Annotated in this window: 10 protein-coding genes and 4 tRNA genes; 5 read left to right on the forward strand and 9 right to left on the reverse strand. The window is 57.7% G+C overall.

What is annotated here, in order from left to right:
- Window positions 1-27: 27 nt before the first annotated feature.
- The 4 genes from AXW79_RS09825 to AXW79_RS09840 form a co-directional block, all read right to left on the reverse strand.
- Window positions 28-2,025: an ATP-binding protein gene (locus tag AXW79_RS09825; RefSeq protein ID WP_005319489.1), complete on the reverse strand. Its 1,998-nt coding sequence runs from the start codon at window positions 2,023-2,025 to the stop codon at window positions 28-30.
- A 92-nt stretch (window positions 2,026-2,117) separates the two neighbouring features.
- Window positions 2,118-5,198 (reverse strand): multidrug efflux RND transporter permease subunit, encoded by a 3,081-nt coding sequence (locus tag AXW79_RS09830; RefSeq protein ID WP_011898204.1) that lies wholly within the window; start codon window positions 5,196-5,198, stop codon window positions 2,118-2,120.
- Between the two features lie 15 nt (window positions 5,199-5,213).
- Entirely contained in the window at window positions 5,214-6,320 is a 1,107-nt protein-coding gene (locus AXW79_RS09835) for an efflux RND transporter periplasmic adaptor subunit (protein WP_011898205.1), read from the reverse strand.
- Window positions 6,268-6,909 (reverse strand): TetR/AcrR family transcriptional regulator, encoded by a 642-nt coding sequence (locus AXW79_RS09840; RefSeq protein ID WP_005319482.1) that lies wholly within the window; start codon window positions 6,907-6,909, stop codon window positions 6,268-6,270. Before AXW79_RS09840 ends, AXW79_RS09835 begins: the two co-directional genes overlap by 53 nt.
- Window positions 6,910-7,167: 258 nt before the next feature.
- On the opposite strand from AXW79_RS09840, the gene AXW79_RS09845 reads away from it, so the two are divergent.
- The 5 genes from AXW79_RS09845 to AXW79_RS09865 all read left to right on the forward strand — a co-directional run bounded on the left by AXW79_RS09845 (window position 7,168) and on the right by AXW79_RS09865 (window position 8,336).
- Window positions 7,168-7,244: transfer RNA gene (locus tag AXW79_RS09845), tRNA-Arg, on the forward strand.
- Window positions 7,245-7,294: 50 nt separating this feature from the next.
- Window positions 7,295-7,370, forward strand: a tRNA-His gene (locus AXW79_RS09850).
- Between the two features lie 20 nt (window positions 7,371-7,390).
- Window positions 7,391-7,476 (forward strand) — tRNA-Leu (locus tag AXW79_RS09855).
- Window positions 7,477-7,553: 77 nt separating this feature from the next.
- Window positions 7,554-7,630: transfer RNA gene (locus AXW79_RS09860), tRNA-Pro, on the forward strand.
- Between the two features lie 193 nt (window positions 7,631-7,823).
- Window positions 7,824-8,336, forward strand: a complete 513-nt coding sequence (locus AXW79_RS09865) for an RICIN domain-containing protein (protein ID WP_011898207.1) — start codon at window positions 7,824-7,826, stop codon at window positions 8,334-8,336.
- A gap of 116 nt (window positions 8,337-8,452) precedes the next feature.
- On the opposite strand, the gene AXW79_RS09870 is transcribed toward AXW79_RS09865, so the two are convergent.
- The 5 genes from AXW79_RS09870 to rpoZ all read right to left on the reverse strand — a co-directional run bounded on the left by AXW79_RS09870 (window position 8,453) and on the right by rpoZ (window position 13,813).
- Window positions 8,453-9,265: a Cof-type HAD-IIB family hydrolase gene (locus tag AXW79_RS09870; RefSeq protein ID WP_034281594.1), complete on the reverse strand. Its 813-nt coding sequence runs from the start codon at window positions 9,263-9,265 to the stop codon at window positions 8,453-8,455.
- 90 nt (window positions 9,266-9,355) lie between these two features.
- Complete coding sequence (locus AXW79_RS09875; protein ID WP_005319476.1) at window positions 9,356-10,396, reverse strand: alpha/beta fold hydrolase; 1,041 nt, start codon at window positions 10,394-10,396, stop codon at window positions 9,356-9,358.
- Window positions 10,386-11,132 (reverse strand): tRNA (guanosine(18)-2'-O)-methyltransferase TrmH, encoded by a 747-nt coding sequence (gene trmH, locus AXW79_RS09880; protein WP_011898209.1) that lies wholly within the window; start codon window positions 11,130-11,132, stop codon window positions 10,386-10,388. The genes AXW79_RS09875 and trmH overlap by 11 nt, the downstream gene beginning before the upstream one ends.
- Before the next feature lie 156 nt (window positions 11,133-11,288).
- Window positions 11,289-13,403 (reverse strand): bifunctional GTP diphosphokinase/guanosine-3',5'-bis pyrophosphate 3'-pyrophosphohydrolase, encoded by a 2,115-nt coding sequence (gene spoT / locus AXW79_RS09885; protein WP_005319472.1) that lies wholly within the window; start codon window positions 13,401-13,403, stop codon window positions 11,289-11,291.
- A 134-nt stretch (window positions 13,404-13,537) separates the two neighbouring features.
- On the reverse strand, window positions 13,538-13,813 hold the full coding sequence (gene rpoZ / locus AXW79_RS09890) for a DNA-directed RNA polymerase subunit omega (protein WP_005307060.1): 276 nt from the start codon (window positions 13,811-13,813) through the stop codon (window positions 13,538-13,540).
- Window positions 13,814-13,892: the final 79 nt, after the last annotated feature.

Consider the following 13,892-nt stretch of genomic DNA (forward strand, 5'->3'; position numbering starts at 1 on the left):
AAGCGGCTGGCTCACAAGAGCCAGCACTCAGTTATGTTGGATTGGCAGGCGAATATGGAACTGGGCGCCATTGCCCGGTTCGCTGACACAGCTGATGCGGCCTTTCAGCAACTGCACCACCAGGTTGTAGATGATGTGGGTGCCGAGCCCGCTGCCGCCCTGGCCTCGCTTGGAGGTGACAAAGGGGTCGAAGATGCGCGGCAATATCTCCGTTGGTATGCCGCGGCCGTTGTCGCTGTAGTTGATCAGCAGCTCTTCACCCTCTTGTTCCACCTTGATGGTGATCTTCTTGGGCTTGTCCCAATTATCAAAACCATGGTTGATGGAGTTGAGGATCAGGTTGGAATAGATCTGGGCAAAGCTGCCGGGGAAAGAGAAGATAGACAGCTTGGGATCGCACTGGATATCCACTTCGCACTGGGCTTTTTTCAGCTTGTGACCGAGGGAAACCACTACCTGATGCAGGTTGTCAGCGAGGCTGAAGTTGTAGCGTGCTTCCGATGACTGATCGACTGCCACCTGCTTGAAGCTGGCGATAAGCTCCGAGGCGCGTCTCAGGTTGCTTTGCAGCAACTGCATGGATTCATCGAGGTTGACGGTGAACTCATTGAGGTAAGAGCGCGACAGCTGTTTGGAGTCGATGTGCAGCTTGAAGTCAGCCACTCGCTCCTGCAGATAGGAGGAGGCGGTGACGCTGATGCCGATGGGGGTGTTGATCTCGTGGGCGACCCCGGCGACAAGGGAGCCGAGTGAGGCCATTTTTTCCGACTCTACCAGGGTTTGCTGCGCCTGTTTCAGGTCGTCGTACGCCTTGCCCAGCTGGTTGTTGGCATCGCTCAGGCTACGTGTCCGTTCCACCACCTTGCCTTCCAGCAGTTCGTTGAGCTGAATGATCTCTCGCTCAACCTTCTTCAGGCGGGTGATGTCATAACCGAATCCGATCAGATACTTGAGATTGGGGCCTTCGTAAAAGGGGGCGAAGGTCCACTGCAGCACCAGCTCATTGCCTTGCTGGTCATGCATGATGACCTCTTTGTCCTCAATGGCGCCATGATCGGCCAGGGTCAGAGTCAGGTCTTCCCGCTGCTCCTGGCTGACAAACAGATCCAGCCAGTTGTGCTGCAATATTTCCTGCTGGTGATAGCCGGTCAGCAGTATGGCCGCCGGGTTGATGCTGGCGATGTTGAGATCCGGCTCCATGCAACAGATGACCATGTTGGCCGAGTTGATCAGCGTTGCCGAGAAGTCCCGCTCCTGTTGCAGCTGTTCTGCCGCCTGATGGCGCGCCGCAAACTCATCGTTCAGCCGTGCTCGCATCTGGTTGAGGGTGGCGACCAGGGTATCCAGTTCGTCGGGTTTCTTGCGGGGCAGGGGGCGGCCTTCCAGCGTCAGCTCGACTGCCAGTCTGTCCAGATTGAATTTTTGGGCGTAGTTGGCGATGCGGTTGAGATGACGAACCACCAGATAGTAAATGATGATCAGGATGCAGAATGAGACCACCAGCGTCTTGATGGTCTGACTGACCATGATCAGCACGGATTTTTCGATAAGGCGCTGATAGATCTGCTCGAGGGAGGCGGCGACGAAAAGCTTGCCAACCACTTCACCCTGATAGGTGAGGTTGAACTCGCGGGAGATGTCGTAGCTTTCCCGTTCGACCCCCTGGGTCAACAGCGGGACTTCCGAGTTGCCGAGCATCTCCTTGACCATCACGAATTGCATGTTGGGCAGGTTCATGATGCCTTCGATCTGCACCTTGACCTGCTCTTCATCCAGGTTCCACAAACTGGCGGCGATGGGCTGCAGGAAGGAGGCTTCGATCTGGCCGATGCTGTCTTCGATGACGGCAACATCCTTGCGGTAATCCCAGCCAAGCTGAAGCACCGTAATGATCATCGCCAATACGGTACTGCACACCAGAATATAGGAGAGCAGTCGGTATGAGAGTCCGTTGCGGCCGACGGCCTGCGCGGTCTTGGAGAAGAGTCCTGACATGGCGTCCTTGCGGTCTGGATATATTGCCATTTAGTTTAACTGCTTCATGCACTTATGTCGTGTTTCGTTAGCGTGATAAAAATAAGGCCCCGAAACGGGGCCTTGAGCAGTCAATTTGAGTATCAGTGACTCCCTTTCGCCTTGGGCGGAATGGATTCATCAAACACCGGCAGGGGTTTGTGTTCGGAGGCCAGGTAGGTATAGATCACCGGTAGCACGAACAGGGTGAAGATGGTGCCGATCGCCAGACCGGCCACGATCACGATACCGATACTGAAGCGCTGGGCCGCACCGGCACCCGCGGCATACAGCAGCGGGATCAAACCCGCAATCATGGCAGCCGTTGTCATCAGTATGGGGCGCAGACGCACCTTGGCTGCCTGCATCACGGCTTCCATCCGGTTCATGCCATGCAGCAACTGCTCTTCCTTCGCCACTTCGCAGATCAGAATACCGTGCTTGGTAATCAGACCCACTAGCGTGATAAGGCCCACCTGGGAGTAGATGTTCATGGTGGCCATGCCCCATGCCAGCGCAATCAAGGCGCCACTGATGGCAAGAGGGACAGAGACCATGATGACAAGGGGGTCACGCACGGATTCGAACTGGATCGCCAGCACCAGGAAGATGATGGCCAGCGCCAGTGCGAATGTGGCGTAGAGCGCATTGCCCTCGGTCACGAACTGGCGGGCTTCACCCATGAAGTCGTAGCGATAGCCTTGCGGCAGCTTCTCTTCGGCTGTGGCCTTGAACCAGTTGATTGCATCTCCCATGGCCACGCCCGGTGCCGGTACTGCGCCTATGGTGGCCGAGTTCAGTTGGTTGAAGTGGGGCAGGGCACGTGGCTCACCGACCACTTCGATACTGATGAGGCTCCCCAGCGGGATGGATTTACCGTCAGCCGCCCGCACGTAGTAACCCTTGATGGATTCCGGGTTCATGCGGTACTTGCGCTCGACCTGCGGGATCACCTCATAGGAGCGGCCATCCAGATCGATACGGTTGACGTAACCGTCCGCCATCATGGTGCCCATGGTGATACCTATGTCCTGCATGGTGATGCCGTAAGCACCCGCCTTGTCCTTGTCGATCTTGATCTTCATGGTGGCGGAGTCGTAGTTCAGATCGAGATCCGAATAGACGAATTGGCCGTTGGCCTGGGTGGCCGCCAGCATTTCACCGGCGATCAGGAACAGGCTCTCGAAGCTCTTCGGCGTCGTGATGACGAACTGGATCGGCAGACCACTCGACGCCCCTGGCAGTTCCGGGAACTGGAAGGTGGTGATGGCCATGCCGGGGATGTCTTTCACCAGATTGGCAACCCGGTCCAGTACCTCTTTCTGGCTCGCTTCACGCTGGTTCCAGGGCACCATGGAGGCGATACCAAAGGCCTGGTTGGCATTGAACACACCGGAGAAGACCTGGGAGTAGGCGATTTCCGGCTGCTCATCCAGGATCTTGTTCACGTCCGCCATGGTGTTTTCGATGTAGTCCAGGTTGGCGTTGGACGGTGCCGTACCCAGTACGGCCATAACCCCCTTGTCCTCTGACGGAGCCAGCTCGCTCGGGATGAACTTGAACAGCAGCGGCAGGCTGCCGAACACTATGACGGCGAACACCAGGACCACGATGCGCTTTTGCATCACGGCGTGCAGCATGCTGTCGTAGCGGTCTGTCATCCGTTCCAGCAGGTGATGAACCGTGCTCTCGAACTTGCCCGGCTTTTCGTTGGCCTTGAGCATCTTGGCGCACATCATGGGCGACAGGGTCAGGGCTATGATGCCGGAGACAAATACTGCCCCCGCCAGGGTCAGGGCAAACTCCTTGAACAGGGAACCCGTGATGCCGCCCATCAGGGCGATCGGCGCGTACACAGCCGCCAGGGTGACCGTCATGGCGATAACCGGCACGGCTATCTCGCGGGTCCCTATGATGGCGGCCCGGAAGGGTTCCTCCCCCTGCTTGATGTGGCGGTCTACGTTCTCCAGCACCACTATGGCGTCATCCACCACCAGACCGATGGCCAGTACCATGGCCAGCAGGGTCATCAGGTTTATGGAGAAACCGAACAGATCCATCATCATCACTACGCCGATCAGACTGAGCGGTATTGTGATGATCGGGATGATGACGGCACGGAAGGAGCCAAGGAACAAGGTGATCACCACCAGCACTATGGCAGCTGCTTCCAGTATGGTTTTGATAACCTCGTGGATGGACTCGTTGATGGCGATGGTTGAGTCATACAGCACATTGGTCTGCATGGTGCTCGGCATGTTGCTCTTCAGGCTTGGCATCAACTCCAGTACATCGTGGGCGATGTTGATGGGGTTGGCAGTCGGTGCTGCGTTGACCGCCATGACCACGGCTTCGCGACCATTGGCACTGGCGCGATAGATGTCGTGGCTCTTCTCCAGCGTCACCTTGGCGATGTCGGAGAGGCGGATCACCTTGCCGTCACGGGTGGCGACGACCAGCCGCTTGAGCTCGTCGGTATCGCTGACCTGGGTCTCGGCATTGCCGTTGAACAGGGTGAAGTAACCCGTCGCCTGACCGGTGGCTGACTGATAGTTGTTGCTGTTGAGCACAGTCATCACGTCGCTGGCGGTCAGGTTGAAGGCTGCCATCTTGGCCGGATCCAGCCATACCCGCAGGGCAAATTCGACCCCGCCGTAGAGGTCAACTTTGGACACACCGCCCACGGTGAAGAGCTGCGGCTTGATGACCCGTTCCAGATAGTCGGTGATCTGGCTGGAGCTCAGTTCTGGACTGGTAAAGCCAAGATACAGCACTGCCGTGGTCGAGCCAGTGGAGGAGGTGACCGAAGGGTCTTCCGCCTCTTTCGGCAACTGGGAGCGTACCGAGTTGACCTTGGCCAGTATGTCGGAGAGCGCGGCGTTGGGGTCCGTGTTCAGCTTCATGAAGGCCGTGACAGTGGAGCTACCCAGCTGACTGGAGGAGGTCATGAAGTCGATGTTGTCGGCTTGTGCCACCGCCTGCTCCAGCGGCTGGGTGATGAATCCCTGGATCAGGTCTGCACTGGCGCCATAGTAGCTGGTGCTGACCGTGATCACCGTATTGGTCACCTCGGGGTATTCCCGCACCTGCATCTTGAAGATGGCCTGAAAGCCCAGCAGGGCGATCAGGAAGCTGAGCGAGATCGCCAGCACAGGCCGTTTTATAAATATGTCAGTAAATCGCATTGCAGATCTCCGCGCTTACAGCATCGGGGTTTGTGCCGGAACGGCCAGGGCATCGTTTTCGACCACGCGCACCTTGGTGTCGTTGCTCAGGCGTACCTGACCCGACAGCACTATCTGGTCTCCAGCCTTGATGCCGGACAGCACATGCACGTCATTGCCGCGACGCTCACCCGCCTTGACTACTACCTGCTTGGCCCGTTTCACGCCGTCCGCCTCATGAATGACATAGACGTTCTCGCCATACAGGGTGAAGGAGATGGCGGATTGCGGGATCACAACCTGGTCTTTCACCGTGGGCAGAATGATGCTGGCGCGGGCGAACATACCGGAACGAAGCTGACCGCCGTTGTTCGGGATGTCTGCCTGTACCTGGATCAGGCCGCTCTGGTAGTTGACTGCGGGTTCAATGGCGGTGATATGCCCGTCAAATTGCACTTGCGGATAGGAGTCCACATTGATCTTGACGGTCTGGCCCAGAGTAATTTTGGAGATATCGGTCTGGGGCACGGTGAAGCGCAGGCGCATCACACTGGTATCTTCCAGCCGCACTATGTCGGTACCCGGTTGCAGGTACTGGCCGAGGAAGACGTTACGCAGACCGACCACGCCACCGAAGGGGGCGCGTACCTGGCGACGGGCAATGGTTGCCTTCAGGCTGTCGATATCCGCTTCCAGTGAACGGTAGCTGGCTTCGGCATCATCCAGTTGATCCTTGGAGATGGAGCTCTTCTTGTAGAGGTTCTGGAAACGCTCGAACTTGGCTCGCGCCGCTGGCAGCTTGGCCAGGGAGGCTTGCAGATTGGCCTTCTCCACGCTGGAGTCCAGGCTCAGCAGCAGTTGCTCTGCCTTGACCGGCTTGCCCGATTCGAAGGTGATGGCATCGATTGTGCCTGCCAGTTCAGTGGAGAGCGTCACCCCCTGATTCGGCTCGATGAAGCCGATTGCCTCTATGGTCGGAACCCAGTCCTGTGCCTTGGTGACCATGGCGGTGACCGGGAACTCGGGCTCTGGCCGGTTGGCCATGAACTCTGCAATCTTCTTCTGCTTGAACATATTGAAGCCGATGACGCTACCAAACAGGGCGAGCGCTATCAGCAACATGATGGCCATCCACTTTTTCATGAACAGGCTCCATTGAGGTGGAAAAGTTGGGGGTTAATATGGCATTCCAGCTGGCCCGGATCGCGGCTTCCAGCTGTTCTTGCGTCAGCTCAAAGTGATGAACCTGGCGTTGTAGCGCCAGAGTCCCCACACAGTCCAGGCTCAGCACCTGCAGTGCCCGGACGGGTAGATCGATAAACAGACCTTGTTCACGTCCCTGCTCGAAGAAACGATCCAGAGGCGCCCAGGTGGCCATGATGACCGGGTCTTTCTCCAGTTCGGCTCCCAGTGGGGAACACTCATATTGCAACTTGCATTTGAGTGCGTTGGGGTCGTCGGCAAAAAAGGCGTGGATGTTGAGCCACAGACGCCGAAATTGCTGAAATGACACCTCATCTATCTGCACACCTTCCATGACCAGGGGATGACACTGGAGGATACTGTGTTGATAGAGCTGGCGGATCAGATCATCTTTGTCACTGAAGTAACGGTAGAAGGTGCCCGCCGCCACCTTGGCTTTCTTGGCTACCACGGCAATGGACAGACCGTGGAAACCCTGCTCGCCGAGTATTTCATGAGCCGCATTGAAAATGCGTTCTTTCTTGTTCATGACTCGATTATCACAACGGCTGAATGAACGTTCATTCATTTTAGGGGGGCATTGAAGCAAGTCAAGTTCCACTACTGGATGCATCACCATTAGGGGGGAAACAAATTAGCGTTGCAGAGCTGGATCCAGCCTGAATGAAACAAAAATGGTGAAAAAGCGCCATAAACGATGGAAAAACAAGCGGTTGATTTGGCAGGAGCAAAAAAGTGTAGACAAGCCTGCCCCCATCATCAATAATGCGCCCCGTTCGACAGCGTAGCGCCCGTAGCTCAGCTGGATAGAGCGCTGCCCTCCGGAGGCAGAGGTCACAGGTTCGAATCCTGTCGGGCGCACCATTTAAAGTGCGCCGGTTAAACGGGCGTGTTGTGGAAGGAAAACAGCTGTGGTGGCTGTAGCTCAGTTGGTAGAGTCCCGGATTGTGATTCCGGTTGTCGTGGGTTCGAGCCCCATCAGCCACCCCATTTTACAGCTTGTCAGGTATGCGAAGGTGGCGGAATTGGTAGACGCGCTAGCTTCAGGTGTTAGTGCCCCCCGGGTGTGAGGGTTCGAGTCCCTCTCTTCGCACCATACTTGCTGTATGATGAAGATGACCGAAAGTGGTTGTCTTGGTGTTTTGAAAGAGTGTTGCAGTGAAAAAATTGTCTCGGTGATTAGCGCAGCCCGGTAGCGCATCTGGTTTGGGACCAGAGGGTCAAAGGTTCGAATCCTTTATCACCGACCATATTCAGAAAAACCTCGCTTCGGCGGGGTTTTTCGCTTTCTGGCGTTTATCATCTCCCCATCTCCCCATCTCTGCGTCTGTCACGTCTGTTTACACTTCTGTTGGCACTTTCCTGTTACCGCTTCGGGTATGCTGGGCCGCAGACCCACAGCAAAGTGGGCATTATTGAACACTTTTCAGGCCAAAATGTCATATGCACCATAATACAGTTCGCGCCAGCATGTTGGCGCTGGTTGTCGTGGCCCTCAGCGGCTGCTCGTACAAACCCAAGCCGGATGAAATCCTGATGGGCGCCGCCCCCAGGCAGGCCATCGATGCTCCCTCTGCCCTGATGACCAGCGGTGGTTTTTGTGTGGCATTGAATGCCCAGGATCAACTGATCACTCAACCTTGTGAAAAGATAACCCGACAGCAGTTCAACTGGGATGCCGGCGCCCTGCAGCTTGAGCAGCGCTGTCTGGTGGCCAAGGGGGTGAGCGAACTCGTGCTGGCTGAGTGTCAGGATGATAGCCGCCAATGGCAGTGGCAGGCGGATCGTCTGCTCAATCACAAGGTTGATCGGTGTCTGGATGTCGCCGGTCGTCGCCACAAGCCCGGCACACCGCTCCGGCTGGCGGAGTGCTACGGGGGTGCCAACCAGAGTTTCGAGTGGAAGAGTAGCGCTAGCATGCTGGAGCAGTTGAATCTGAAAAGCCTCATCTGGTGAGGCGATAGGGGATGTGGGACAGGTTTCAGGCTGGGGGAGATTTCGCCCGTGTCTCGATTTGAAATATCTGCCAAACAGCATGGATACCACAGTCGTGGTATCCATGCTGTCACGGGTCAGGCTGCGCCAGCAGTACTGAGGGCGAACAGCTGCTCCAGATAGACGGCAACCCCATCTTCGTCCGAGCTCAGGGTCTGCTCATGTGCCGGCAAGGCGAGCTTGAGACGGTCGTGGGCATTGCCCATCACAACGCCACGGCCCACCATGTCCAGCATCTCGAAGTCGTTCATGCCATCCCCGAACGCGACGGCCTGAGACATATCCAGTCCATGCTGTGCCAGCACGGCGCGCACGGCATTGCCCTTGTGCACCCCGGCGTGCATCACTTCGAGGCAGTCCGGCAGGGAGAAGGTGACGTTGAGTCGATCACCATAATGCTGGTTGAGGTGAGCCTCGATCCGCAGCAGTTTTTCGTGCTCGCCGATGTAGAAGACCTTGTTGACCTTGTCCATCGGGTGGGTGGCGAGGTCGGTGAGGCGGTAGGTGAAGCCGGACTCGTCATGGAATTGCAGCAACCAGGGCAATTCCTCTTCTACCAGCCACTCGTCGCCATAGTAGACATTGAGGTGGATGGAAGGGTCGCGATCCAGCGCGATCAACTCGGCGGCCACGGCAGCTGGCAGTGCCTGATTGAAGATGAGTTGATCCTGTTTGTCGTGCACCACGGCACCGTTGGAGGTGATGAGGTAGATGTCCAGCCCGAGCGTGTCGCGAATGCTGCGCACATCCACATGGTGCCGGCCAGTGGCCACCACGAACTTGATCCCCTGTTCGACCAGACGGTGCAGGGTGTCACGGGTGCGGGGGGAGATCTGGTGCTGCTTGTTGAGCAGGGTGCCATCGAGATCGGATACAACTACCTTGAACATCATTACCTCGGCATCAATTGAACGCCGGGGCAGTGTACCCCAGCGTTTTGCGTCACCCCATTTATTTAGGGATCCAAAAAATAATCAGCGCTAGAAGCGCTCGAAGAACGCCAGGGTCGCGCTCAGTGCGGCCTGACGCTGAGGGTCTGCCTCGATAAACAGCTCATGCCAGGCGCCCTCTATCCGCAGCGGCTTGCCCCCTTCACATCTGGCCTTGGCACAGAAAGCATCCTGGGCGGCATTATCCACCACGCTGTCTTCCCCCGCCTGCAGCAGCAGCAGTGGCGTCTTGATCCGATCTGCGGCGGCAATGGCGGTATCTCCGGCGGCTATCCCTTCGCGGATCCAGTGTGCTGTCACCCCCCCCAGCTTGATTTGCGGGTGCTGTTCGTAGAGATCGCGAAACGCCTGATAGCGCGGCGCGCTGTGGCTCAGGCCATTATCGGCAAATTCGTGTGACTGGTAGCTGCCTTGGCCGGGACCATAGGGTGGTTCGCCCAGCCAGCTGCCGACAGTGTCTATGCTGGCCGCGAGCCCCTGTGCCAGCCATTTGGGCAGACCGCCGAGGTTGATGCCCATCATGGGGGAGGAGAGCACGGCCGCCTTGATATCATCCGGCCAGCGTTCCAGGTAAAGCGCCGAGATGGCACCGCCCATGGAGTGAGCCAGCAGGAACAGCTTTGCGGGCTGGTCTGCCATGATGACCTGGTCGTGGAACTGTTTGAGATCCACCACATAATCTTCGAAATCAGCAACATAGCCTTTCTGCTTGTCGGCCAGCATACGGTCGGACAAGCCCTGTCCCCGATGATCGATGAGATAGAGGCTGTAGCCCTGGCGCCACAGATCCCAGGCCAGTTCCTGATACTTGAGATAGCTCTCGACCCGACCATTGACGATGACGATGGCGCGATCCACCTTGGCCTGGCGCAGGGCAGCATAGCGGATGGTGACGCCGTCTCTGGCCTTGAACTCCCCCTCGATAGCATGTGTACGCCAGAAGTCGGGCAGCGTTTGCTGGTAAAGAGCGGGGACCTCGGCTTCGGAGGTCAGCGGATAGGGATTGGTCACGGCAAGGGCTCCGGCAGAAAACAGGGTCAGTGCCAGCAGGGGCAGACAGTTAAATTTCATCGGTTGGATACTCCATATCCTGGGGATCTTCCTGTTGTGCAGCCCAGCCCTTGCGGGTCAGCTGCATCCGTTGCCACCAGGCCTCGTCCGCCAGGATCTCGCCGGCCGGGCCGAGCTGGGGATAGGGCATCTCTTTCTCTTTGCAGAGCTGGGCATAGATGGGGTAGCCCCCCTCGAACAAGATAGTGTTCTGCTCTTCAAGCGTGAGGGGGCAGCCGCGCTGATAGCAACCGGCCAGCTCGCGCTGGCGCTGCGCCTCGTAGAGGATGGCGGCGGCGGCCACCGAAACGTTGAGGGACTGCACCATGCCCACCATGGGGATGACGATATGGTGATCGGCCAGGGCCAGCGCCTCTTCACCGATGCCGTGTTTCTCCTGACCCACCAGAATGGCAGTGGGTCTGGTGTAGTCGATGGTGCGAAAGTCCACAGAGCTCTCCGAGAGGTGGGTCGCCACTATCTGCATGCCGGAGGCTTTCAGCTCGGCCACGGCGCTGCCGATATCCGGGTGCAGCTTCACATCCACCCAGTTCTGGCTGCCGCGGGCCGTGCCCTTGCGCTTGTGGATCCAGGTCTTGGGCCAGACGGCATGCACCCTGTGGATGCCAATCGCATCGGCGGTACGCACTATGGCGGCCAGGTTGTGAGGTTTATGAACCTCTTCCATGCAGACGGTCAAGTCGAGCTGACGCTGGGCCAGCATGTCGGAAATCCGTTTAAATCGTTCAGGAGTCATATCAGTTTCTATAGGGTGAGGCGGGTGTGCCAAGAGTGCGCAGCAAGCGGGTTGAGCCGGGTTGAGGCTGGGTCAGTATGATACTGATTTGCTTGAGGCATTCGGGGATCATGGCTTATCTCTATAAAAGCAGCAGGCGGCTTGCGCCGCCTGTTTTCAGTTCTTTTGTCGGCTCACCTTGAGCACATTGGGCATTACGCGGATCTTGCGCATGATGTTGGCCAGGTGGATGCGGCTCTTGGTGGTGATGAGCAGGGTGACCAGATAGACACGGCCATCCTTCTCTTCGGTGCTGATGGCGTGAATGTTGGCGCCGGTGGCGGCAATCACGTTGGCCAGCTCGGCCAGCGCACCCTGATGGTTGACTATCTCTACGCTGATGCCGGTGCGGAATTCCTGCTCCTGATCCTTGTCCACCTCCCACTGTACCGGCAGATACTTGTCCGGCTCGCGGCTGTAGCCCTTGATATTGCGGCAGGCTTCCTGGTGGATCACCAGCCCCTTGCCCGGGCTGATGTGGGCAATGATGGCATCCCCAGGGATCGGGCGGCAACAGTTGGCGAAGGTGACCAGCATGCCGTCGGCACCCTTGATCGGCATCTTCTTGCTGCTGGATTTGGGCTGCTCTTCCGGCGGCAGTTCGCCCAGCATGCGGCGTGCCACCATGACGCTCATGGCGTTGCCCAGGCCCACATCGGCCAGCAGACCCTGCAGGTTTTCGTGTTTGGTATCGGCCAGCACCTGCTTGATGCGGGGTTCCGGAATGTCTTCGATGTTCTTGGCGCCAAGCGCATGGTTGAGCAGGCGGCGGCCCAGCACCACAGACTCTTCGGTGCGCAGGTTCTTGAGGAACTGGCGGATTTTGGATCTGGCCTTGGTGGTCACCACGAAATTGAGCCAAGCCGCATTGGGACGGGCGCCCGGTGCCGTGATGATCTCTACCGTCTGCCCCGAATAGAGCGGGCTGCTAAGGGGGTAGGGATGTCTGTCAACCCGTGACCCCACACAGGCGTGGCCGATATCTGTGTGTACCGTGTAGGCGAAGTCCACCGGCGTGGCTCCCGTGGGCAGCTCCATGATGCGACCTTCGGGAGTGAACACGTAGATCTCGTCAGGGAACAGGTCTGTCTTGACCCCTTCGATGAACTCAAACGAGCTACCGGCACTCTGCTGCAGCTCCAGCAGGCTCTGCATCCAGCGCTGGGCGCGGATCTGGGCCGTGGTGCCCGAGCTGTCGCCATCCTGCTTGTAGGCCCAGTGAGCAGCAACCCCTTTATCGGCCATCTGATCCATGAACTCGGTGCGGATCTGTACCTCCACCGGCACCCCGTGGGGTCCCACCAGCGAGGTGTGCAGCGACTGATAGCCGTTGGTCTTGGGGATGGCGATGTAATCCTTGAAGCGACCGGGGCGCGGCTTGTAGAGGCTGTGCATCTGCCCCAGCACCCGGTAACAGGTATCTATGTCCTTCACTCTGACGCGAAAGGCGTAGATATCCATTACCTCATGAAATTGCAGCTCTTTTTTCTCCATCTTGTTGTAGATGGAAAACAGGTTCTTCTCGCGGCCGCTCACCTGGGAGTCGATGCCGGCCTCATGCAGGCGGCCCTCGATCTCGCTCTGGATGGAGTCGATGATTTCACGACGATTGCCGCGAGCGCGGCGTACCGACTCTCGCAATACCCGTGAGCGCATGGGGTAGAGCGCCTCGAAACCCAGCTCTTCCAGCTCGTTCTTCATGGTATGAATACCGAGGCGGTTGGCGATGGGGGCGAAGATCTCGAGGGTTTCGCGGGCAATGCGGCGGCGCTTGTCCGGCCGCAGCGAACCCAAAGTACGCATATTGTGGGTGCGGTCGGCCAGCTTGATCAGGATGACCCGGATATCCTGGGTCATGGCCATCACCATTTTGCGGAAGTTTTCGGCCTGAGCTTCCTTGCGATCGCGAAACTTCAACTTGTCGAGCTTGGAGACACCGGCCACCAGTTCGGCGACGGCATCGCCAAACAGTGCGGCCAGATCGGCCTTGGTCACGGGGGTATCTTCGATGACGTCGTGCAGCACGGCTGCCATCAGGGTTTCGTGATCGAGTCGCATGTCGCCGAGAATGCGGGCAACGGCAACCGGGTGGGTGATATAGGGTTCGCCACTGGAACGCATCTGTCCCTGGTGGGCATCACGGGCCACCACATAGGCTTGCCTGAGCTTCTCAACCTGCTCTGGAGGCAGGTAGGAACTGGCTATTTCTTTAAGATTTTCAAATAAATACAAGACAGTCCCCGCAGCGGTGAAACGGCAATCCGTGGAATTGAGGAATAGTCCTGAGTTTGCGAGGTTTTCGAGCGGTTGTAAATGGGAAGAACAGTCGGCACCCGGGCGGGCGCCGACCATGGGAAATTACTTACTTAACCGCGGCCTTCGGCGATGGCAGCAACGGCTGCCAGTTCGGCGGCTTCCTGTTCTTGCTGCTCGTAACGGTCCTGGGTATCCATCACTTGATTGTTCACCAGACCCAGTTCGATCTCGCGCAGGGCGATCACGGTCGGCTTGTCGTTCTCTTCATCGACCAGGGGATCTTTGCCTTGAACCGCGATTTGGCGGGCGCGGCGGGCGGCGACCAGCACCAGGTCAAAACGGTTACCTACCTGTTTTACAGCATCTTCTACAGTAACGCGTGCCATGCAGGACTCCAGTGTTTGGGCTTTCTGTGTTTAAAAAAGCAGTGTTTAAAAATGACGCAAAAGTTTACTTGTTTTTGGC

The organism is Aeromonas salmonicida subsp. salmonicida (genome assembly GCF_001643305.1).
In the GTDB taxonomy this organism is placed as follows: Bacteria; Pseudomonadota; Gammaproteobacteria; order Enterobacterales; family Aeromonadaceae; genus Aeromonas; species Aeromonas salmonicida.

Excerpts from the sequence above, each read along its gene's own strand:
- AXW79_RS09825 (WP_005319489.1), bottom strand. The coding sequence starts at position 2,025 with ATGGCAATATATCCAGACCGCAAGGACGCCATGTCAGGACTCTTCTCC.
- AXW79_RS09830 (WP_011898204.1), bottom strand. The coding sequence starts at position 5,198 with ATGCGATTTACTGACATATTTATAAAACGGCCTGTGCTGGCGATCTCG.
- AXW79_RS09835 (WP_011898205.1), bottom strand. The coding sequence starts at position 6,320 with ATGAAAAAGTGGATGGCCATCATGTTGCTGATAGCGCTCGCCCTGTTT.
- AXW79_RS09840 (WP_005319482.1), bottom strand. The coding sequence starts at position 6,909 with ATGAACAAGAAAGAACGCATTTTCAATGCGGCTCATGAAATACTCGGC.
- AXW79_RS09865 (WP_011898207.1), top strand. The coding sequence starts at position 7,824 with ATGCACCATAATACAGTTCGCGCCAGCATGTTGGCGCTGGTTGTCGTG.
- AXW79_RS09870 (WP_034281594.1), bottom strand. The coding sequence starts at position 9,265 with ATGTTCAAGGTAGTTGTATCCGATCTCGATGGCACCCTGCTCAACAAG.
- AXW79_RS09875 (WP_005319476.1), bottom strand. The coding sequence starts at position 10,396 with ATGAAATTTAACTGTCTGCCCCTGCTGGCACTGACCCTGTTTTCTGCC.
- trmH (WP_011898209.1), bottom strand. The coding sequence starts at position 11,132 with ATGACTCCTGAACGATTTAAACGGATTTCCGACATGCTGGCCCAGCGT.
- rpoZ (WP_005307060.1), bottom strand. The coding sequence starts at position 13,813 with ATGGCACGCGTTACTGTAGAAGATGCTGTAAAACAGGTAGGTAACCGT.